The organism is Streptomyces tirandamycinicus, assembly GCF_003097515.1.
Lineage (GTDB): Bacteria > Actinomycetota > Actinomycetes > Streptomycetales > Streptomycetaceae > Streptomyces > Streptomyces tirandamycinicus.
This window is the reverse complement of sequence record NZ_CP029188.1, coordinates 6777530-6797777: the sequence shown is the minus strand read 5'-3', so window position 1 is coordinate 6797777 and position 20248 is coordinate 6777530. Positions and strand designations below refer to the sequence as shown.

Here is a 20248-nt window from a genome sequence, read left to right as displayed (position 1 = left end):
ATACGGCTGCGGCTGCGGCTGCGGCTGCGGCTGCGGCTGCGGCTGCGGCGGGGATTGTCGTACCCCTCCGCTACGGTGCGGAAATGGTGAACTTCGTATGCGACACGTGGTCTTCGTCGACTCGAACGTCCCGGCGAACGGGGAGTCGTTCGTGTCCGCGTGGCCCGTCGGCCGGGCGGCGGTCGAGGCCTCGATAGCCGCGAACGGTGGCTTCTGGGCGCCGCTGACCGGGGCCGACTGCGCCGGGCAGGGGCTCGGCGACGCGCAGACGGGGCGGATCGTCGCCAGGGCTACCCCGCATCCCGGCGCGACGCTCACCGAGCCCGCCGTGCTCGAAGGGGCGCTCGGCGATCTGCCGGCGACATACGTCAAGTGCCTGCTCGACGGGAAGGAGCCGAGCCCCGATGTGGCCGAGCTGCTGCGTGGTGAGCACTGGCGGCTGGTCGAGCTGGACACCGGGCACTGGCCGATGTTCTCCCGGCCGCGCGAGCTGGCCCGGGTGCTGCTCGACGCGGCGGCGGTGTAGCACCCGTCGGCCGGGCGTGCACGGACCGGCGGACCGCGACCGCGCCTCGGGCACGGCGCCCCGCGCTCCCGTGGCCGGCCACGGGGGCGCGGGGCGCGGCGGTGACTCCCGTATGCCCTTCGGGGCGGGCGGTCAGCCGCCGGCCGGGGCGCCCGCGGTCCGCGGGGCGAACTCCGTGAGCAGCGCCGAGCAGAAGGCCTTGAGGTCGTCGGGCCTGCGGCTGGTGATCAGTGCGTTCGGGCCGCTGCGGCAGATGTGCACCTGCTCGTCCACCCAGGTGCCGCCCGCGTTGCGGATGTCGGTGCGCAGGCTGGGCCACGACGTCAGCGTCCTGCCGCGTACGGCGTCGGCCTCGACGAGTGTCCACGGGGCGTGGCAGATGGCCGCCACCGGTTTGCCCGCGTCGAAGAACCCCCGGACGAAGGCGACGGCCTCGGCGTCCATGCGCAGGAAGTCGGGGTTGGCGACTCCCCCGGGGAGCACCAGGCCCGCGTAGTCCGTCACGGACGCGTCGGAGACGACCTGATCGACGGCGAAGGTGTCCGCCTTGTCGAGGTGGTCGAAGGCCTGGATGCGGCCGGGCTTGACGGAGATCAGCCGAGGGGTGTGCCCGGCGTCCGCCGCGGCCTGCCAGGGTTCGGTCAGTTCGATCTGTTCGACGCCTTCGTGCGCCGTGAGGAAGGCGATGTTCATGGGCCTGGGCTCTTCTCTCCCCCGTTTCCGTACCGCCGGTCGGGCTCGCTGCCCGGGTCCGGCGCTGTCCGGCGGTGCGGGTACCCGTACGTGTGCCCGGTATGCGGGACCGGTGCCGCGACCGCACTCTGCGGGGTCCGGGGTCCGTCCGGTTCCGCGTCGTCCGTCCGGTTCCGCATCGTCCGTCCGGCGGTCCATCGCGTCACCGGCGGCCGACCCGTGCCCGGACGTGCCGGGCCGGACGTCCCGCGTCCGGCCCGGAGGAGCCCGCTCAGGCACTCCAGTGCGTGGGGCGGCGCAGTCCGGACGGCAGCCGCGTCGCGGCGTCTCCCCTCGCCTGCTGGAGTTGCGGCTGGGTGAGGAAGATGCTGCCGGTGAGGTCGGCCCCCGAGAGGTCGGCGTCCCGGAGGTCGGCGCCGAGGAGATCGGTCAGACGCAGATCGGCTCCGCCGAGGTCGGCGGCGATCAGGCAGGCGCCGCGCAGATCCGCGCCGTGGAGGTCGGCGCGTGCGAGCCTGGCCCCGAGGAGATCGGCGCCCCTGCGGTTCTTCCCCCGGCCCGGAGCAGCCTCGGCCCTCGCCAGCGCGCTCGCCCTGAGCAGCAGTTCGCCGGCGCGGCCGCGCAGCGCGGCGACGTCGGTCCCGAGCAGTTCCCCGGCGTCCCGCAGTGTCACCGCCTCGATCTCGGCGCGGAGCGCATGTGCGGCCGGGTGCACCGGACGGGCCGACGGCAGTGCCAGGGCGGCGGTCAAGTACCACAGCAGTTCGTGCAGTTGCCGCATCACGGGGAAGACGTCGAACATCTGCCGGGCGCTGCCCGGGGCCGAGCGCCAGCTCCGTCCCTCGAACGTCACCTGGGAGACCTTCTGTCCCGCGCCGAAGCAGTCGTACACGGTGCAGCCCGGGAATCCGCTGTCCCGGAGCCGGGTGTGGATGCCGCAGCGGAAGTCGTCGCGGAGGTTGCCGCAGGGCCGGCCCGCCGGCTTGTCGACGGCGAAGTCGGCCGAGGCCGTGAAGGGCAGAGCCACGCAGCAGAGGGCGAAGCACTCGCCGCAGTCGGCCCGCAGCGCCGAGGTGCCGGGAGTCGGTGCCGCGTCCTGGTGCGCTTCGGTCATGAGGGCCCCTGCCTGTTCCGTTTCCGCGCCGCGAACGGGATGTCACCGTCCAGTCTTCCGCATCCGCGAGGGCGTCATCGCCCGGCCCACCCCTTCCGCGGCGTTTGCCGGGAGGGCCCCCGGGCAGGCGCACCCACGTGCTTCGGAGCCCTTGCGCGCCCTGTGCGCGCCCCAGACCGCCTTCGGCTCCGGGCTGTCGACACCGTCAGCACCGTACGAGGAGCTGAGAGTGAGCATGCGGACGAACGAGCGCGGCGGGCACCCCCATGACGACTCGCCGGACACCGCGGCGGCCTTCACACGGCTGGCCCGGCTGGCCGAAGGGCCGGAGCGGACCGCGCTGCGGGAGGAGCTGGTGAACGCGTGGCTGCCCATGGCCGACCGGCTGGCCGGGCGCTACCGGGACCGGGGCGAGGCGCTGGAGGATCTGCGTCAGGTCGCCGCGCTCGGGCTGGTGAAGGCCGTGGGACGGTACGACCCGGACCGCGGCGGTGCGTTCGAGTCTTTCGCCGTCCCGACGATCGACGGGGAGATCAAGCGGCACTTCCGCGACCACACATGGACCGTGCACGTGCCCCGCCGGGTGCAGGACCTGCGCAACCGGGTGCGCGCCGCCCGCCGCGAGCTCGTCCAGAGCGTCGGCGGCCGTGAGCCGGGTGCCGCCGAGATCGCGCGGCAAGCAGGCATGACCGAGGAGGAGGCCGCGGCGGGCCTGGAGGCGCTGGGCAGCTACCGCGCGCTCTCCCTCGACGCCGACGTACAGGGCGGCGACGCACAGGGCGGCAACGGCGGGTACACGCTGGCCGACGCGATGGGCGGGCCCGATCCGGCGCTCGACGTCGTCGTCGACCGCGAGGCGGTCAGGCCCCGGCTGGACCGGCTGCCGGACCGTGAGCGGCGGATTCTCTATCTGCGCTTCTTCCGGGACATGACACAGCGGGGCATAGCGGAGGACCTCGGCATCTCGCAGGTGCACGTCTCCCGCCTGATCGACCGCTGCTGCAGCAGGCTGCGGGACGAGATCCTGCACGACGCGGCGGCCACCGGCTGCGGCGCGCGGCCGCCGGAGCGGCGCCGCGCGGGCCGTGCGGCACGTGGCAGGGCCTGCTCCCCGGCGCGGCGGTGATCGCTGCGCGGGGTGTTGGCGTCAGGGCGGACACGACCGTGCGCCGGGAGGGGCGGGCACGACCCGTGCGCCGGGCGACGGCGGGGCGGGCACGACCCGTGCGCTGGCGGCCGGAGGAGACCCGGGCGGGAAGCCAAGAGATCCCTCGAGGAGGTCCTCGCAGGAGGGCCGGACACGCCCGTGGGGGCCGACGGTGGAGGCCGGCCGGCGCACCGCCCTTCCCGCCCCGGCGGAGTCGCGCACATCCGGCGGGTGACGGCGGGCGCCCGGCGGGTCATCCCGGGCCGTCCGACGTACTCGGGCCGTCCGACGTACTCGGGCCGTGCCCTGTGCCCGGGCCGTCCCCCGTACGCGAGTCGCCCTGTAGCGGGTCCCCCGGGCCGGCCGTCCGCCGTCCGAGCGCGTCGACGGCACCGATGACCCGGTCCCAGAACCTCTCCTGGTCGAGGCGCACCGCCACCCGCGCGTTGACCGGCCGGTCAAGGTACCGGTGCAGGTCCACGACGGTCGCCCCGCGCGTGAACTCCCCGCGCAGTTCGACGGCGACGCTCGCGTCGGCACAGTCCACCATCGTGGGGTCGATGACCCGGGCCACCGCCACCGGATCGTGCAGGGGTGGCGCCGGAAGTCCCCACAACCGCTGGTAGGTGGTGGCGAAGAACGTCATCAGCTCCGCGCAGACGCGCCCGAGGTCCGTGCCCAGCCCCTCCAGCCGGGCCAGCACCTCGGGGGTGACCAGCGCCTGGTGGGTGACGTTCAGGCCGCACATGGTCACGGGCAGCCCGCTGCGGAAGACGATGTCGGCGGCCTCCGGATCGACGTAGATGTTGAACTCGGCGGCGGGAGTGCGGTTGCCGCGTTCCGTCGAACCGCCCATGAGCACGATCTCGCGGATGTGCGCCGCCGCGTCTGGATGGCGGGTGAGCAGCAGGGCGATGTTGGTGAGCGGACCGGTCGGTACGAGGGTCACGGGCTCCGGGTGCCGGGCCAGGATCCGGTACATCAGGTCGACGGCGTGCCCGGGCACGGTACCGACGGTCGGTTCGCCGAAGTCCGGCCCGTCCAGGCCCGACTCGCCGTGGACGTCGTCCGCGATGTGGAGTCGCCCGACGAGCGGCCGGGCACATCCGGCGGCGATGGGCACGTCGGCGATGCCCGCCGCGGTGCAGACGCGACGGGCGTTGAGCGTCGTCTTCTCCAGTACCTGGTTGCCTGCGACGGTGGTGATCGCGAGCAGGTCGACGGCGGGATCTCCGGCGGCGAGCAGGATGGCGACGGCGTCGTCGTGCCCGGGGTCGCAATCGAGGATGATCGGTACGGACACGGTGCTCCTCGGCGCTCCTCGGCTTCGGCATCGGCGCGGGCGCGCCGGCGGTACGGGTGCCGCCGGCACCGGCGACCTGTACGGCGTACGCGCGGGGTGGCGGCTTTGCGGGGGTCGGGGTGTGGGGTGTTGGTTCAGGTGTGTGGGGGCGTGGATGTGTGGGGTCGTGGGGTGTCACAGCGGACACGGAAACGGCAGCGGGACACGCGTTGTCGGGCCGGGCAAGGAACGACGCCATCAGTGTGCCCCGGATCCCGCCGCCCGGTCGGCTGATGCGCGCGGACCGGGTACGCCGTACGGGGGTGTTCCCGGTCCCCGCCGGTCCGCACCGGACTCCCCGGCCCGCCACCGCAGAGTCCGGCCCGCCACCGCAGGGTCCGGCCGGCCCGGCGCAGGCCCCGGCTGCCCGCGGGGCCCGGGTGTGCGCACCGGACCCGTCCGCCCCGGCTCACTGCTTTCGCCGCACGCGGGGCCGGATGCCCACCCCGCTTCCCTGTCACGTCGGCCGCAGGGCCCCGGCTCACAGGGCTCTGAGGCCGTCGATCACCTCCCGGAGGATCCTTTCGTCCGGCAGTTGCGCGGGCGGAACCGGCATGGAGACCGTCACGTGCCCGCCTTCCAGCAGATCGCCGACGAGCACCCGGACGACTCCCACCGGCAGATCGGCGTCCGCGGCGAGCTCGGCGACCGACTGGGTCTCGGTACGGCAGAGCTCCAGCAGTGCCCGGTGCTCGGGACCGAGCAGGGACTCCGCCGCCCGGTCCGCCGCGCCGGCGGTCGCGTCGACGAGCGCGATGAGGTCGAGGCGGACGGAGTTCGGTCCCGGCTGGGTGCGGCCTCCGGTCATGGCGTACGGACGGACCAGCGGGCCCGCCTCCGCGTCGTACCAGCGACTGCCCTGGAGGTCCGGGCCGCCGTCGGCGGCGTCGTTCATATCGCAGGAGCCTTTCCCCGGTCAGCCGGCGGCGGGTGGCGGCGTGGACGTGCGCGGCGGGCTGCCCAGGTGCTCGCCGACGCGCTTGACGAGCCGCGCCATCTCGTAGGCGATCAGCCCCACATCGGCGGTGACGGAGCTGAGGACGGCGAGGCAGGAGCCCTCGCCGGCGGCGGCGACGAAGAGGAAACCGTCGTCCATCTCGACCATCGTCTGCCGGACCTGGCCGGTGCGGAAGTGGCGCCCGGCGCCCTTGGCAAGGCTGTGGAACCCGGAGGAGACGGCGGCGAGATGCTCGGCGTCCTCCCGGGTGAGACCGCCGGACGCGCCGACGGCGAGGCCGTCGTTGGAGAGCACGACGGCGTGGCGGACCTCGCCCACCCGCAGCACCAGGTCGTCGAGCAGCCAGTCGAGCTCACCGGAGCGGGGGTGGAGGCTCCTCTCGTGGTCGATCATCTGTGGTCTCCTTCGCTGCGGTGAGCGCTCGTGTGGGTGGGACTGCCCGGGGCGGCGCCGCCGCCGCGGGCCCAGCCGGCGCGATAGGCGGTCATCCGGTCCCTGACCTTTTCGGGGGTGCGTTCCGGTGCGTCGTGCCGGGCCGGGTCCGCCGGTTCGGGCTGCGAGGCCGCGCGCAGCTGGGGGACGAGGCTGGCCTGCCTGACGCGGCGCGGCAGGCCGCCCGTGTCCGCAGAGGAGGGTTTCCCGGGGGTGTCGCCCCGGGCCGGTGGGCCTGCGGGGGAACTCCCGGGACGGGGACTCCCGGGGCGGTGGCTCTCGGGACGGTCACTCCCGGGGCGGTGACTCTCGGGGCGGTGGTTCTCGGGGCGGTGGTTCTCGGGACGGGGACCGTCGGGGGGTGGTGACGCGGTACGGTCGCGCAGCCTCAGGGCGATGACTCCCGGCGGGGGATCCGCCCCCGGGGACCGGGCCTCGACGCCCTGCGGGCCGGGCCGCCCCGGCGGGGACTGCCCGCCCTGCCGCGCCGGAGCCCGGGCCGGGTCCGGCACGGCGTAGGGGGCGGAGTGTGTCGCGGGCTCCCGTGCCGGAGCGTGTTCGGCCCCGTGGCTCGCGGCCGCGGGCGGTGCGGCGCCTGCCGGCAGGGCGCTCTGCAGCAGCGCGGTGGGGATCAGGACGACGGCCGTGGTCCCCCCGTACGGCGAGGTCCGCAGTTCGACCCTGATGTCGTGGCGGGCGGACAGCCGGCTGACGACGAACAGGCCCAGCCGGTCGCTGTCGAAGAGGTCGAGCGCCTCCGACTCCTCGATGCGGCGGTTGGCGTCCGCGAGGGCCTCCTTGCCCATGCCGAGTCCCCGGTCCTCGATCTCCAGCGCGTAGCCGTTGCCGACGGGCTCGCCGCTGACCCTGACCTTGGTGTGCGGTGGCGAGAACTGTGCGGCGTTCTCGACGAGTTCGGCCAGCAGGTGGGTGAGGTCGGCGACCGCGGCCCCGACCACGGCGGCCTCCGGAAGCTGCCGCACCTCGACCCTCGCGTAGTCCTCGATCTCGGACACCGCGGCGCGGACGACGTTGGTGAGCGGCACGGGCATCCGCCACGCCCGGCCCGGTGCGGCGCCGGACAGGATGATGAGGCTCTCCGCGTGTCGCCGCATACGGGTCGTCAGATGGTCGAGGCGGAACAGGTCGCCCAGTTCACCGGGGTCCTCGGCCCGGCGTTCCATGCCGTCGAGCAGGGTGAGCTGCCGGTGGACCAGCACCTGGCTGCGGCGGGCGAGGTTGACGAACACTCCGGAGATGCCGCGGCTGAGTTCGGCGCGTTCGACGGCGGCGCTCAGCGCGGCGCGGTGCACGGTGGACAGAGCCTCGCCGACCTCGGCGATCTCGTCCAGCGGGGGCGGCCCGGGCGGCGCCTCGGACCGGACGTCGATGTCCTCGCCTGCGCGGAGCCGGCTCATGGCCTGCGGCAGTTTGTGCCGGGCGATCTCCAGGGCGGTGTTGCGGAGTCCGACGAGTTCGACGACGAGGGCACGGCCGATGCGTACGGAGATGGCGAGGGAGGCCGCCACCGCGGCGAGTCCGAGAAGGACCGCGGCTCCGGCGGCGGTGAACACGCCCTGCCCGACCGGGTCGGCACGGTCCGCCGCGCCGCGCCACGCGCTCGTCTCGATGTCCCGCATGCCGGCGCGGACGGCGCCGTGGGCGGAGTCCCAGGTGGCGGCGGGCACGGCCGCGGCCGCGCGGCGTCCGGCCGGGGCGGCGGCGGTGGCGTCCTCGGCGGACCTCAGGGCCCGGTAGGCGCCCTGGGCGGTGAGCTCGCGCCAGGCGGCCCGCTCGCCCGGGGGCAGGTCGGCCGCGGCGGACTCGGTGAGCGCGCGGCGGGTCTCCACGGCACCGGCGAACCGCCGCAGTCGGCCGGAGCCGAACGACTCGGCGGTCCGGGCGGCCGTGAGCAGCGCGTCCTCCCGTGCGAGCATCTCCCCGGCCCTGGCGAACTCGAGCAGCACGCGTGCGTCCGAACCCGTGCCGGAGTCCTGGACGCCGGCGAGGGCGCCGGTGACGCCGAAGCCCGCGCCGATGGCCGCCGTGTACTTCTCGTACGCGCTGTCCCAGCCAGTCCGGCGGTCGAGCACGGAGGCGCGGAGGGCAGCGAGTTGGCGGCCGTGTGCGACGAACGCGGACAGCCGCCGGCCGACGTCGCGGGGCAGCTCGCCCCCCTCGGCGACGGTGTGGGACGGGTCGAGCAGCAGTGCGGCGAGCGCGGCGTCGGTGGCTTTCGCCCGCGATCGCAGGTCGGCGGCGCGCTGGGAGCCGGGCGCGGTGATCTGGCGGAGGGCGGCCCGGCGCTCGTCCTGGAGTGCGTACACGGCGTCGGCGACGGGTCCGCGGACGCGGTTCTCGACGTCCTGGAGCTGGCGGAGCCGGGCGATGTCCTGCGCGGTGGTGACGGTGGCGAACCCCCAGAGGGCGAGCAGGGAGACGACGGGGACCATCAGCAGCGAGATGATCTTGGCGCGTACGGTCCTGGGACGCAGGTGCCGGCGCTCCCCGGGACGTCGTGCCGCCTCGCTGCGGGGTGGGCCGGCGGGCCCGTGGGCGGTGCCGGGCTCGGCCCGTTCGTCCGCGGGCGGCCCGGCGTGGGCGCGGCGTCCGCGGAGCGCCGGGACACCGGCCGCCGCGGGTGGTCGCGGGTGCGGGGGCGGCGCCTCGGCGCCGGATGTGCTGCGCGGTGTGCGCATGGCCTCCTCGTTCCGGGTACGGGTCGTCGGGTGCGGCGGGGGCGGCCGCGCGGTGGTCCGGGCCCCCGGGGGACCGGGGCGGACCGGACCGCGGGCGGGGGGACCGGGAGGTGACGGCGGGGCAGCAGGGAGACCGCTGCAGGGGGCGGTGGGAGCAGGGCGGCGGCAGCGGGGACGGCGGCCTACGACGTGGTCGGTGCCGGTGCGGGACCGGCGTGCTCGGCGTACTCGGCCTGCTCGGCAAGCTCGGACTCGCCGCTCCGCCCGGCCGAGGCGTAGGCGGCCCGTTCGCGTGCCGTGGGGGTGAGCGCGACGAAAGCGGACGTGAGGAAGAGGTACGCCCCCAGGCCGACGGCGAGCGGGAAGATGAACTGCATCGTCGTGGCGCCGGGCAGCGCCGCGTCCGAGGGCGCGACGCCCACCCTCACGGCGAACATGCCGGTGTAGTGCATGCTGCTGACCGCCGCACCCATGACGAGCGAGGCGACGGCGACCGCGCGGGGCGACCTGATGTTCAGCGCGGCCCACAGGGCGGCGGTCGCGGCGACCACCGCGATGACGACGGAAAGGACGACGAGCAGCGGATCGTAGCTGACGTCCCCGTGCAGCCGGAGCGCCGCCATTCCGAGGTAGTGCATGCTGGCGACGCCCAGTCCGGTGGTCAGCCCGCCCAGCAGCAGGGCGCGGACGCGTTCGCGGCTGTGGCCGACGGCGAAGACCCCCACGCCGACCACGGCCACGGCGACGACCAGGCTGAGGATCGTGAGCGGGACGTTGTAGCGGATGTCGGTGCCGGTGACGCCGAAGCCGAGCATCGCGACGAAGTGCATCGTCCAGATGCCGGTGCCGATGGCGGAGGCCGCGGTGAGGAGCCAGTTGCGCCGGGAGCGGCCGGTCGCGTCGAGCGCGCGCACGGTGCAGCGCAGCCCCAGGGCGGCGCCGATGCAGGCCATCGCGTACGACAGCACGGGGGTCAGCCAGCCGAACGTGGCGTGGTCCAGGTGTCCCATGGCTCAGGGACGGTAGTGCCGGTGGGGGCGCGGGTCGGGGGCGCATTTCGAAAGCGGCTGGAATATGACAGCCGATGTTTCAGAACGATCGTGCCGAGGTCGTACGAGTGCACCGCACGTCTGTTCCGGCGGTGGTCCTGGGATGATCCGGAGGCTGTTCCCTCGGTGATCCGGAGGTTGCTCCGGCCGTGATCCGGAGGTTGCTCCGGCGGTGATCAGGGGCGGGCCCGGGGTTGCGAAATCATGGGCGTATGACCGACGACCACAGGCATGTCCAGGAGTTCTTCGGCGTCCGCGCCGCCGGCTGGGACACACGGTTCCCCGACGACGGACCCGCCTTCGCCGCGGGTGTCGCGGCGCTTGCCCCGAGGCCCGGCGGTGTGGTCCTGGACGCCGGCTGCGGCACCGGACGCGCGCTCCCCGTCCTGCGCGAGGCCGTTGGACCGCACGGCACGGTCGTCGGCGTCGACCTGACTCCCGAGATGCTGGGAGCTGCGGTGCGCGCCGGGCGCGGCCGTGACGCCGCGCTGCTGCTCGCCGACGCGGCCCGGCTGCCGCTGCACACGGCGTCGGTGGACGCGGTGTTCGCCTCGGGGTTGATAGCGCACCTGCCGAATCCGGCCGACGATCTGCGTGAACTGGCCCGGGTGGTGCGCTCGGGCGGCCGACTCGCGCTGGTGCACCCCATCGGCCGGGCCGCTCTGGCCGACCGTCAGGGCCGCCGGCTCACGCCCGGCGATCTGCGCGCCGAGCCCAACCTCCGCCCCCTGCTGGCCGCTTCGGGATGGCGGCTGGTCTCGTACGTCGACGAGGAGGCGCTGTTCCTCGCCCTGGCGGTACGGGAGGGCTGACGCGTGCGGGGCCGGGCACGATGGCGGCCGCCTCCCGAGGACGGCCCCGTCGCGACGCGCGGGCGTGACGGCGGCCGCTGCGCCGGGCTCCTGGCCGGAGATCGCGGGCACGGCGTTCACGGCAACCACCGCCAGCACCGCAACCACCGCCAGCACGGCAAGCACGGCAAGCACCCGGAGGAAGAATTGTCATACCGGCGGGGTACACCGCAAGCGTGATGGTGCGGTGGAAGGGGGCCCTGGGTGTTCGGCAAGGTGATGAGCGGAATCCGCAGGCTCGTGGCACGGGATGCGGTCGACGGGCGGGGCGCGCCGCCCACGACGGCCGGCCCGCAGCGGCGGCCGAATCTCTTCGAGGCCGCGGCGGCGTACGTCTCCGCGTGCGCCGAGGACGATCAGCGGGGGATCGAGGAGGCGTCGGGCTGGGTGTCCCCCGAGGCGCTCTCCTTCGGGGTCAACGAGCTGGCGTGCCGGGCCGTGATCGCCCTGGCGCGCGAGCGTGACGAGTCGCCCCGCTCGGTGGCGCGCAGTCTGCTCGGACTGCCCGTCGCGTGACGGCGGGGCGCGCGGGCGGGGCCGGGGCGGCCCGCGCGGGCGCAGTGCGCGGGGCCGGCGCGGGCCGCGGGCCCCGGCGGTCGAACGCGGGCCACGGCGACGCGGGCACGCCCATGGGCGCGGCCCGGTGGGAAGGGCGCGGAGGCGGCGTGCCCCGCCGGGAAGGGCACGGAGGCGGCGCGCCCCGCCGGGACGGAGGCATGCCCACGGGCACGGCCCGCCCCTTGTGGGCCGGGCCCGTCGCGGCAGGGTGTGTCAGGGCGGCGGGTGAGGAGTCGGCACGGTTTCCTGCCGCCGGCTCTCGACGCCGGGGTTACCCACTGGTTAAGGTGCGCCGACGAACGATCGGACGGGGGAGGATGCCGTGGCCGGGACGGACGAAGCGGCCGACGACGACGCGCTCTTTGTGCTGACTGCGCAGTTGCTCACACCGGCACGGTTCCCCAGCGTGCTCGGCGACGACTATCCCGCGGCGTGCGCGGCGCTGGGGCTCCGGCCCTACGACGCCGGCTACGGGCTGGTCCTCGGGCAGGACGGTGCCGGGGCCCGCTGGACGGTCGTGATCGACGACGTGTCCTTGGTGGCGGTGGCCATCGCGTCGTGGGACTGCGGGATGGAGTACGACCTGTCGCCCAGTGACCGTTCGGTGGTCGCCGCGCTGCCGGGCTGGCCCCTGGCCGTGGCGACGGCCGCGCCGGGTGTGCCCGCGCCCCACGACCCGGACGAGGAGGAGGCGGGCGGGCCGCCGCTGGCGCCGCCCGACACCAGCCGGTGGGGTCCCGCACAGCGCCGGCTCGGTGCGGACGAGGTCGCGCTGCAGTGGGCCGTGTGGCGCGAGCAGGTGGACGAGCAGATCACGTTCGCGCAGCCGGACGCCCCGGAGGAGGAGCGCGCGACGCCGCACGAAGGGGTGCGCCGGGTGCTCAAGGAGCTGCACGGCTATGTGGACGACGCCCCGCCGCCCGGGCGGGTCCGGTCGAGCTTCGCGTCCGACGGTGCGCGGATGCTCCGGGCGGACGGACCGGGGTGGTCGCTGGTGGCCAGGACCGACGACATCGCGCTGGTGCTGCTGGACGAGGAGCCCGGCGAGGTCCTGCCGGTGGGACGCGGCCCGGAACTGCCGGGGCTGCTGGAGTCCCTGGACAGGATGGCGGTGCGGCCCTCCTGAGGTGGGCGTAGGCGGGACGGGCGCGGACGAGCCCGACCGCGGGAGTGCCTGCCCCACCGGAGGGTGCCGACCGGACCGGAGACATACCGGCCCGGCCAGGGGGAATGCCGGCCCGACCGGAGAAGTACCGGCCCCACCGAAGGAGTTGCGGGCACATGCTCGTCCCTCCTCCCACATGACCGAGGCCCCCGACGTGTGGGCCGGGCCCATGGTCGGGGAGTGTCGGCCACAGCACGCTGGGGCGGCGCACCCACCCGTTCGCCGTTCACTCGGAGGCCGCCGCCATGCGTCTGTCCCGTACGTCCCGGAGAGCACCGGTACTCGCCGCGCTGCTCCTGGCACTCACCTCCACGTCCTTCGCCGGTGCCGGCCCGGCGCAGGCAGGGGCGCCGACCGGGCATTGTGCCCGTCAGGACCGGCTCGACGTGCCCGGCGCCGCGCACCAGCGGTCGGCCTGCCTCGTGGATCTGACGACGGCCGGGCTTGCCGGCACGCCGTACACCGACATGGCGGACCAGGCGGGACTCGCGGCGGCCGGCACGCGCAACCCCTCCGGGGTGCCGGGCGTCCAGATCGACGGCTACTTCCCCGACGGCTCCCGACTCAACCGGACCCACGGCTGGGACCACGACGCCCAGTTCGTCATCAGGCTGCCCGACAGGTGGAACGGGGGGCTGGTGGTCACGGGCGCCCCGGGGACCCGCCGCCAGTACGCGACCGACGCTCTGATCTCCGACCACGTACTGGCCCAGGGGTACGCCTACGCCGCCACCGACAAGGGCAACACCGGACCGGACTTCTTCACCGACGGCCGCTCCCCCGGGGACGCCGTCGCCGAATGGAACCGGCGGGTGACCGAGCTGACCCTGGCGGCGAAGATCGCCGCCCGGCAGCGCTACGGCCGCGCACCGGCCCGTACGTACATGACGGGCATCTCCAACGGCGGATACCTGACGCGCTGGCAGCTGGAGAACCGTCCCGGTCTCTACGACGGGGGCGTGGACTGGGAGGGCGCCCTGTGGACCACACGCGGTCCGAACCTGCTGACCGACCTGCCGGTCACGGTGGCCCGCAGCCTCGGTCAGGCCGGTGACGAGGATCTGCTGGCGGCCGGTTTCGCACCCGGCTCGGAGTTCCTGTGGCCGTACCACGAGAAGGTGTACTGGGGTCTGACGCAGAAGGTCTTCCGTGCCGAGTTCGACCCCGCGTACGACCGGAACTGCCCCGGCGCCTCGGCCGGCTCCACCCCCGAGCAGATCTTCTCGGCCTGCCCCTCCGACGCCGCCTACGACCTCGCCTCACGTCCCGCCTCGGTACGGAAGGCGCTGGCGAAGGTGGCGCTCACGGGCCGGATCGGCAAGCCGATGATCACGCTGCACGGTGATCTCGACACCCTGCTGCCGATCCGGCAGGACTCCGACGTGTACGCGGGGATGGTCGGCGACCGGGGGCGCGCCGCGCTGCACCGCTACTACGCGGTCGAAGCGGGCACCCACACCGACGCCCTGTACGACACCTATCCGGACCGCCTGCGTCCGATCCTGCCGTGCTACCGGTCGGCGTTCGCCGCGCTGACCGCCTGGGTGGAGAAGGGCACGGCACCGCCCGCGGACCGGAGGATCCCGCGGCCCGCGGACGGCGATGTGGTGAACTCCTGTGCTCTGGGCTGACGGCTCGGGCAGCTGCCCCGGACCCGGGCGGCCCGCCGCGCGCCGGCGCGGCCCGCCCGGCATACCGACCGGCATACCGACCGGCGTGCCGGACGGCGGACCCCGGCGCCGGTCACGGCGCGGGGCGGGGCGGGACGGGCGGGGGCGCGGCAGCGGGCCGGAGGCCCGGCCGGTCAGCGCCCGATCTGCTTGCGGTTGTTGATCCGGCGAAGCCGGCGGCGCTGCGACGGGTCGAGCGCGAAGTAGGCCACGGCGGGCACTCCGACGATCACCAGCAGCGACATCCAGAATCCGATCAGCGGGATCAGGAGCAGGCCGACGGCCACTCCCCCGATGGCGATCTTCGCACCTGTCGACATTTCGCAGCCTCCTTCGCGGCCCGGAGCGCCGCTCCCTGCTGAGACAACGCGTCCGCGGGCCCGCCGGTTCCCTCACGCGCCCACGGCCCCCGCGGCGGCCTCGGCGGCCCCCGGCCGCACCGTGGCGGCGCCTGTGCGGGTGCGCACGGTGCGGCGGGCGGTCCGCAAAGGCTCGGGGCGTGACAGTGCGTATCCGCGCTGTGACCCTTGTCGAGGGCGCCCAGCCGCACGACGATGGGCACGGACGCGGACCGGGGACCGGGAGGCCGAGTTGACGGACCCATGGGTGGCACTGGAGCCCGGGGGCGATGCCGGGCGGCGTGCCGGTGCGCTGCGCCGGGCGCACGAGCGGTTCACCACGGCGGGCCGGGTGGAGGCGGATGTACGGCCCGTGGTGGCCGAGTCGTGGCGGCGCTGCGCGCGGGCCCGGGTCGCCCCGGAGGGCCGGGCGAGCGTGGAGCTCCGTGACGACGAACTGGCGGTGTACCGGGACGGGCATCCGCTGTCCCGGGTGATGCCCGTGATCCGGGAGCTGACCGGCGCGTACGCCGTCGACGGCGAGCACCTGGTCGCGGTGTGCGACGCGCAGGCGCGGCTGCTCTGGGTCGAGGGCCACCGCGGGACGCGGGAGCTGGCCGGGCGGATGAACTTCGTGGAGGGGGCCCGCTGGGCCGAGGCGGTGGCGGGGACGAACGCGCCGGGCACGGCCCTCACCGTCGACCGTCCGGTGCAGGTGTTCGCGGCGGAGCACTTCCAGCGCCCGGTACAGGACTGGACGTGCGCCGCGGCCCCGGTCCACGACCCGCACAGCGGCCGGCTGCTGGGCGCGGTCGACATCACCGGCGGGAACCGGCTGGCGCATCCCCACAGTCTGGCGTTCGTCGGCGCGGTGGCGCGGGCCGCCGAGTCGCAGCTGGCACTGCTGTCGCCCCGGCCCCCCGGAGGCACGGCGCGGCTGACGGCGCTGGGCCGGGACGAGGCACTGCTGGTCCTGGAGGGCCGCAGGGTGCGGCTGAGCCGGCGGCACAGCGAGATCGTCGTGGTGCTCGCCCACCGCCCCGAGGGGCTGAGCGGCGACGAGCTGCTGCTCGAGCTGTACGAGGACGAGCGCATCACCCCGGTCACGTTGCGGGCCGAGCTGTCCCGGCTGCGCGCAGTGCTCGGCCCCCGGCTGCTGGAGTCCCGTCCCTACCGGCTGGGCGCCTCCGTCGACGCCGACTTCGACACCGTGGGGCGCCGGCTCGCCTCGGGTGCCGTCGCTGCTGCCCTCGGCGAGTACACCGGGCCGCTGCTGCCCGCTTCCCGGGCGCCCGGCGTGGCGCGACTGCGCGAGCGGCTGCGGGACCAGCTGCGCACCGCGGTGATCGCCCGCGGCGACCCGGGCCTGCTGGCGGACTGGGCGTACAGCCCGTGGGGCGAGGACGACCTCGCCGTCTGGCGGGCCCTGGCCGCCGCCCTGCCCGAGCACCGCCGCCCCGCCGCGCAGGCACGGGCCCGGGCCCTGGACCGGGAGTACGGGAGGGCGGACGGGGCCGCCGCCCTCGGCCGGGAGTACGGGAACGGGGACGCGACCCTCGGCCGGGAGTACGGGAACGGGGGCGAGGGCGAGGGCGGGGCCCGAGCGCCCTTCGGGAACCCGTGGTGACGGGCCGGCGGCCGCTGCTGCGGGGGCTCCTTTGACCCTGACCGGCCGTGCGGGACACACCGCTCGGCCGCGTCCCGCTCGGCGGTGATCAGGCGGCCGGGGCGAGCGGGTACCGGGGTGCCCAGGGGATACGCCCGGCCCACCGAGCCGGATGACGTGACGCCCGGGGACCCGGCCCACCGAGCCGGATGACGTGGTGCCCGGGGGCCCGGCTCACCGAGCCGGATGACGTGGTGCCCGGGGACCTCGCGCCAGGCCGGGGGCCGGGGGCCGGCACGTCGTCCGGAGCGAAGGCGTCGCGATCGGCACGCCCCGCCGAACCCGCGGCCTGACCTGCGGTTTCCGCCCGTCTGCGGAGGTCCCGGAGCAGCCGGCGCCCGGTTCGTGAAAGCAGTCACATTTGGGTTACTTTTAGCCCGTTCTGGTGGATGGTGGAGATTCCGAAAACGTTCACCGGGCTGTACCGGCGGCCCGCCGGGGCGTCGTCACGGCCCGACCGACGCCGAGGGAGTCTCATGGCACGCGGAACCCGCGCATCCGGCAACCGGCGGTCCGTTCTGACCGTCGCGGGCGGAGCGGCCGTCCTTGCCGCAGGCGGTCTGTACGCGGCGGGACTGGCGGCCGGGGACGTCCCCGACGGCACCCGGGTGCGGGGGGTGGAGATCGGCGGCATGAGCCGGCCGGAAGCCCAGCGGACCCTGGACCGGGAACTGCCCGGTACGTTCGCCGCTCCGCTCACCCTCCGGATCGGCGACCGGGTCGAGGAGGCGGAGCCGGCCGCGCTCGGCCTGTCCGTCGACACGGCGGCGACCGCGGGCAGCGCCGTCAGCGACTCGCTCGACCCCGTCAGCGTCGTCGGGAGGCTCTTCAGCGCGGAGAATCGGGAGATCGAGCCCGTGATACGCGTCGACGAGCAGAAGAACCGGGCCGCGATCGCACGCCTGGCCGCGGCCGCCGAGCGGAAGGTGCGCGACGGCGCCATATCGTTCGAGAACGGCAGGGCGGCGGCCGTCACGCCGGTCACCGGCACGTCCCTGGTGAAGGACCGCGCCGAGGACGTTCTCCGGGACGGCTATGGGCGCGCGGACCGTTCGCCGGTCGTGATGCCGGTGAAGCAGACGGCTCCGCGCACGGACCGCGCCGAGACCGAGCGGGCCATGAACGACTTCGCCGTGCCCGCGATGTCCGGACCCGTCACGCTCACCCTCGACGGCAGGGCCGTGACCATCGGCCCGTCGGCCCTCGGCCGCCATCTGGCCATGACGCCGGGCGCCGGCGGACGGCTCGCCCCGTCCCTCGACGCCAAGGGGCTGCTCAACGACCCCGAGGTCTCGGCCCAGATGCGCGAAGTCGCGCAGAGCCCGCGCGACGCGGAACTCGGGCTCGACGGCGACCGGGTCGTCGTGACCCGGCAGGCCCGCGTCGGCCACCAGGTCGACGCGCGGGACTTCGGCAAGGCGGTGCTCCCCCTGCTGACCCGCGAGGGCGCGGCGCGCACCGGCGGGATCCCGGCGAAGGTCGTCCAGCCGGAGTTCACGGGCGAGTCCGCCCGGAGCCTCGGGATCAAGGAGAAGGTCTCCTCGTTCACCGTCGAGTTCCCCACCGCGCCCTACCGGGTCACCAACATCGCCCGGGCCGTGGAGCGCATCGACGGCTCCGTCGTCCTGCCGGGCAAGGAGTGGAGCTTCGACCGGACGGTCGGCGAGCGCACCAAGGAGAACGGCTTCGTCGACGGCATCATGATCAACGACGGCCAGTATGTGAAGTCCCCCGGCGGCGGCGTCTCGGCCGTCGCGACGACCATGTTCAACGCCGTGTTCTTCGCGGGCGTCAAGCCGGTGGAGTACGGGGCCCACTCGTTCTACATCGAGCGCTACCCGGAGGGCCGCGAGGCCACCGTGGCGTGGGGCACCCTCGATCTGCGATGGCTCAACGACTCCGGCAACGCCGTCTATGTGAAGGCCGAGTCCACGGACACCTCGGTCACCATCTCCTTCCTCGGCACGAAGAAGTACGACGAGGTACGCGCGACCAAGGGACCGCGCACCCACGTCAAGGAGCCGGGCACCCGCAAGGGCAGCGGCCCCGAGTGCGAGGCCCAGACGCCGCTCGAGGGCTTCGACGTCACCGTCGGACGGCACTTCGTCAAGGACGGCCGCGAGGTCGGCCGGGAGAACTTCACGACCCACTACACGCCTCGCGACGAGGTCGTCTGCGCCCCGGAGAAGCCCGCCCCGGGCAAGGGCGCCGATGAGCCGAAGGCCGCGGCCGAGGACGCGGACGCCACCGAGCCGCAGTGACGCGCGGGCGGCGGCCCGCCGCGGACACGGGCGTGCCGGGCCGGTACCCGCCGTCCGGCGGCACGGAGCCCGTACCGCCCTCCGCCCCGCGTCGTGCCGGTACCGCCCCGCGCCGGTACCAGGCCGCTCCCGGGGCGCCGGGTGCAACGGAGTTGCAACGTCCGCCTTCCTAGGCTCAGCGCCGTAACGCCGTCCGACGGCGGACGGCGGCGAGCCCGGGAGGCCTCCGAGATGACCCGCTACGCCGCGCCCGGCACCGAGGGTGCGATCGTCACGTACGCGTCCCGCTACGACCACTGGATCGGCGGCGAGTTCGTGGCGCCCGCCCGCGGCCAGTACTTCGAGAACCCGAGCCCCGTCAACGGGAAGGCGTTCACCGAGATCGCCCGCGGCACGGCCGAGGACGTCGAGCGGGCCCTGGACGCGGCGCACGCGGCGGCCCCCGGCTGGGGCAGCACCGCCCCGGACGCCAGGGCCAACACCCTGCTGAGGATCGCCGACCGGATGGAGGCGCATCTGGAGGAGCTCGCGGTCGCGGAGACCTGGGAGAACGGCAAGCCGGTCCGGGAGACGCTGGCGGCCGACATCCCGCTGGCCATCGACCACTTCCGGTACTTCGCCGGTGTGCTGCGCGCCCAGGAGGGGTCGCTCAGCGAGATCGACGACGACACCGTCGCCTACCACTTCCACGAACCGCTCGGCGTGGTCGCTCAGATCATCCCGTGGAACTTCCCCATCCTGATGGCCGTCTGGAAGCTGGCCCCTGCCCTGGCCGCAGGCAACGCGGTGGTGCTCAAGCCCGCCGAGCAGACGCCCGCGTCCGTCCACTACTGGATGAGCCTCGTCGCCGACCTGCTGCCGCCGGGAGTGGTGAACATCGTCAACGGTTTCGGTGCGGAGGCGGGCAAACCCCTGGCGTCGAGCCCGCGGGTGGCGAAGGTCGCGTTCACCGGCGAGACCACGACGGGGCGGCTGATCATGCAGTACGCCGCGGAGAACATCAAGCCCGTCACACTGGAGCTGGGCGGCAAGTCGCCGAACATCTTCTTCGACGACATCTGGTCGGCCGACGACGAGCTGAGGGACAAGGCGCTGGAGGGCTTCACCATGTTCGCCCTCAACCAGGGCGAGGTGTGCACGTGTCCGTCGCGGGCGCTGATCCAGCGCGGCCACTACGGCGACTTCCTGGACGCCGGTATCGCGCGTACCGAGGCGATCGTCCCGGGCCACCCCCTCGACACGGACACGATGATCGGGGCGCAGGCCTCCAACGACCAGCTGCAGAAGATCCTTTCGTATCTGGACATCGGACAGCAGGAGGGCGCGAAGATCCTCACGGGTGGTCAGCGCATCGAGTACGGCGGTGAGCTGGCCGGTGGCTACTACGTCCAGCCGACGATCTTCGAGGGCGACAACCGGATGCGGGTCTTCCAGGAGGAGATCTTCGGGCCGGTCGTCGCGGTCACCTCGTTCGCCGACTTCGACGACGCGATCAGGACGGCGAACGACACCCTCTACGGCCTCGGTGCCGGTGTCTGGACGCGCGACGTCAACCAGGCCTACCGCGCCGGCCGAGCGATCCAGGCGGGCCGGGTCTGGACCAACTGCTACCACGCCTACCCCGCCCACGCCGCCTTCGGCGGCTACAAGCAGTCCGGCATCGGCCGTGAGACGCACAAGATGATGCTGGACCACTACCAGCAGACGAAGAACCTGCTGGTGTCGTACTCGCCGAAGAAGCTGGGCTTTTTCTAGGGCGTGTGTCGCAAGCGGATTTTG

General features: G+C 74.5%; 16 protein-coding genes and 1 pseudogene. 9 read left to right on the top strand and 8 right to left on the bottom strand.

Annotated elements, in window-relative coordinates; translation table 11 throughout:
* Window positions 1-94: 94 nt before the first annotated feature.
* Window positions 95-526, top strand: a pseudogene (locus DDW44_RS29350) (alpha/beta fold hydrolase); the annotation flags it as partial.
* Between the two features lie 132 nt (window positions 527-658).
* Here DDW44_RS29350 and DDW44_RS29345 read toward each other — a convergent pair.
* Window positions 659-1219: a type 1 glutamine amidotransferase domain-containing protein gene (locus tag DDW44_RS29345; RefSeq protein ID WP_108908374.1), complete on the bottom strand. Its 561-nt coding sequence runs from the start codon at window positions 1217-1219 to the stop codon at window positions 659-661.
* A gap of 271 nt (window positions 1220-1490) precedes the next feature.
* On the bottom strand, window positions 1491-2333 hold the full coding sequence (locus DDW44_RS29340) for a pentapeptide repeat-containing protein (RefSeq protein WP_108908373.1): 843 nt from the start codon (window positions 2331-2333) through the stop codon (window positions 1491-1493).
* A 235-nt stretch (window positions 2334-2568) separates the two neighbouring features.
* On the opposite strand from DDW44_RS29340, the gene DDW44_RS29335 reads away from it, so the two are divergent.
* A complete protein-coding gene (locus DDW44_RS29335; RefSeq protein ID WP_108908372.1) occupies window positions 2569-3459 on the top strand; it encodes a SigB/SigF/SigG family RNA polymerase sigma factor in 891 nt (296 codons plus the stop codon).
* Between the two features lie 274 nt (window positions 3460-3733).
* Here the strand turns inward: DDW44_RS29335 and DDW44_RS29330 are convergent, their stop codons facing one another.
* From DDW44_RS29330 to DDW44_RS29310, 5 genes are all read right to left on the bottom strand, one after another.
* Window positions 3734-4783, bottom strand: coding sequence for a nucleoside hydrolase (locus DDW44_RS29330; RefSeq protein ID WP_108908371.1), 1050 nt, complete (start codon window positions 4781-4783; stop codon window positions 3734-3736).
* 520 nt (window positions 4784-5303) lie between these two features.
* Window positions 5304-5717 (bottom strand): DUF742 domain-containing protein, encoded by a 414-nt coding sequence (locus DDW44_RS29325; protein ID WP_108908370.1) that lies wholly within the window; start codon window positions 5715-5717, stop codon window positions 5304-5306.
* 21 nt (window positions 5718-5738) lie between these two features.
* Window positions 5739-6173, bottom strand: a complete 435-nt coding sequence (locus tag DDW44_RS29320) for a roadblock/LC7 domain-containing protein (RefSeq protein WP_018890542.1) — start codon at window positions 6171-6173, stop codon at window positions 5739-5741.
* Window positions 6170-8911 (bottom strand): sensor histidine kinase, encoded by a 2742-nt coding sequence (locus DDW44_RS29315; protein ID WP_108908369.1) that lies wholly within the window; start codon window positions 8909-8911, stop codon window positions 6170-6172. Before DDW44_RS29315 ends, DDW44_RS29320 begins: the two co-directional genes overlap by 4 nt.
* Window positions 8912-9093: 182 nt before the next feature.
* A complete protein-coding gene (locus tag DDW44_RS29310) occupies window positions 9094-9921 on the bottom strand; it encodes an MHYT domain-containing protein (protein WP_108908368.1) in 828 nt (275 codons plus the stop codon).
* A 251-nt stretch (window positions 9922-10172) separates the two neighbouring features.
* Here DDW44_RS29310 and DDW44_RS29305 point away from each other — a divergent pair, with 251 nt between their 5' ends.
* From DDW44_RS29305 to DDW44_RS29285, 4 genes are all read left to right on the top strand, one after another.
* Complete coding sequence (locus DDW44_RS29305; protein WP_018890539.1) at window positions 10173-10772, top strand: class I SAM-dependent methyltransferase; 600 nt, start codon at window positions 10173-10175, stop codon at window positions 10770-10772.
* A gap of 243 nt (window positions 10773-11015) precedes the next feature.
* The gene (locus tag DDW44_RS29295) at window positions 11016-11327 is read left to right on the top strand and encodes a hypothetical protein (protein WP_017950020.1); all 312 of its coding nucleotides are present in this window, start codon (window positions 11016-11018) and stop codon (window positions 11325-11327) included.
* Between the two features lie 364 nt (window positions 11328-11691).
* Window positions 11692-12495, top strand: coding sequence for a hypothetical protein (locus tag DDW44_RS29290; protein WP_108908367.1), 804 nt, complete (start codon window positions 11692-11694; stop codon window positions 12493-12495).
* Between the two features lie 284 nt (window positions 12496-12779).
* Entirely contained in the window at window positions 12780-14165 is a 1386-nt protein-coding gene (locus tag DDW44_RS29285) for a tannase/feruloyl esterase family alpha/beta hydrolase (protein WP_108908366.1), read from the top strand.
* A 173-nt stretch (window positions 14166-14338) separates the two neighbouring features.
* Here the strand turns inward: DDW44_RS29285 and DDW44_RS29280 are convergent, their stop codons facing one another.
* Window positions 14339-14524 carry a hypothetical protein gene (locus tag DDW44_RS29280; RefSeq protein WP_017950017.1) on the bottom strand — a complete coding sequence of 62 codons (186 nt, stop codon included), beginning with the start codon at window positions 14522-14524 and terminating at the stop codon, window positions 14339-14341.
* Between the two features lie 271 nt (window positions 14525-14795).
* Here DDW44_RS29280 and DDW44_RS29275 point away from each other — a divergent pair, with 271 nt between their 5' ends.
* The 3 genes from DDW44_RS29275 to exaC all read left to right on the top strand — a co-directional run bounded on the left by DDW44_RS29275 (window position 14796) and on the right by exaC (window position 20224).
* On the top strand, window positions 14796-16169 hold the full coding sequence (locus DDW44_RS29275; protein WP_244224145.1) for a GAF domain-containing protein: 1374 nt from the start codon (window positions 14796-14798) through the stop codon (window positions 16167-16169).
* Window positions 16170-16684: 515 nt separating this feature from the next.
* Window positions 16685-18469, top strand: coding sequence for a VanW family protein (locus DDW44_RS29270; RefSeq protein ID WP_108908364.1), 1785 nt, complete (start codon window positions 16685-16687; stop codon window positions 18467-18469).
* A 231-nt stretch (window positions 18470-18700) separates the two neighbouring features.
* Complete coding sequence (gene exaC, locus DDW44_RS29265; protein WP_108908363.1) at window positions 18701-20224, top strand: acetaldehyde dehydrogenase ExaC; 1524 nt, start codon at window positions 18701-18703, stop codon at window positions 20222-20224.
* The last annotated feature ends 24 nt before the right edge of the window (window positions 20225-20248 follow it).

What these genes read in the sequence shown, in the direction of transcription:
- DDW44_RS29325 (WP_108908370.1), bottom strand. Translation starts at nt 5,717, where the DNA reads ATGAACGACGCCGCCGACGGCGGCCCGGACCTCCAGGGCAGTCGCTGG.
- DDW44_RS29340 (WP_108908373.1), bottom strand. Translation starts at nt 2,333, where the DNA reads ATGACCGAAGCGCACCAGGACGCGGCACCGACTCCCGGCACCTCGGCG.
- DDW44_RS29280 (WP_017950017.1), bottom strand. Translation starts at nt 14,524, where the DNA reads ATGTCGACAGGTGCGAAGATCGCCATCGGGGGAGTGGCCGTCGGCCTG.
- DDW44_RS29335 (WP_108908372.1), top strand. Translation starts at nt 2,569, where the DNA reads ATGCGGACGAACGAGCGCGGCGGGCACCCCCATGACGACTCGCCGGAC.
- DDW44_RS29270 (WP_108908364.1), top strand. Translation starts at nt 16,685, where the DNA reads ATGGCACGCGGAACCCGCGCATCCGGCAACCGGCGGTCCGTTCTGACC.
- DDW44_RS29315 (WP_108908369.1), bottom strand. Translation starts at nt 8,911, where the DNA reads ATGCGCACACCGCGCAGCACATCCGGCGCCGAGGCGCCGCCCCCGCAC.
- DDW44_RS29345 (WP_108908374.1), bottom strand. Translation starts at nt 1,219, where the DNA reads ATGAACATCGCCTTCCTCACGGCGCACGAAGGCGTCGAACAGATCGAA.
- DDW44_RS29285 (WP_108908366.1), top strand. Translation starts at nt 12,780, where the DNA reads ATGCGTCTGTCCCGTACGTCCCGGAGAGCACCGGTACTCGCCGCGCTG.
- DDW44_RS29320 (WP_018890542.1), bottom strand. Translation starts at nt 6,173, where the DNA reads ATGATCGACCACGAGAGGAGCCTCCACCCCCGCTCCGGTGAGCTCGAC.
- exaC (WP_108908363.1), top strand. Translation starts at nt 18,701, where the DNA reads ATGACCCGCTACGCCGCGCCCGGCACCGAGGGTGCGATCGTCACGTAC.
- DDW44_RS29310 (WP_108908368.1), bottom strand. Translation starts at nt 9,921, where the DNA reads ATGGGACACCTGGACCACGCCACGTTCGGCTGGCTGACCCCCGTGCTG.
- DDW44_RS29305 (WP_018890539.1), top strand. Translation starts at nt 10,173, where the DNA reads ATGACCGACGACCACAGGCATGTCCAGGAGTTCTTCGGCGTCCGCGCC.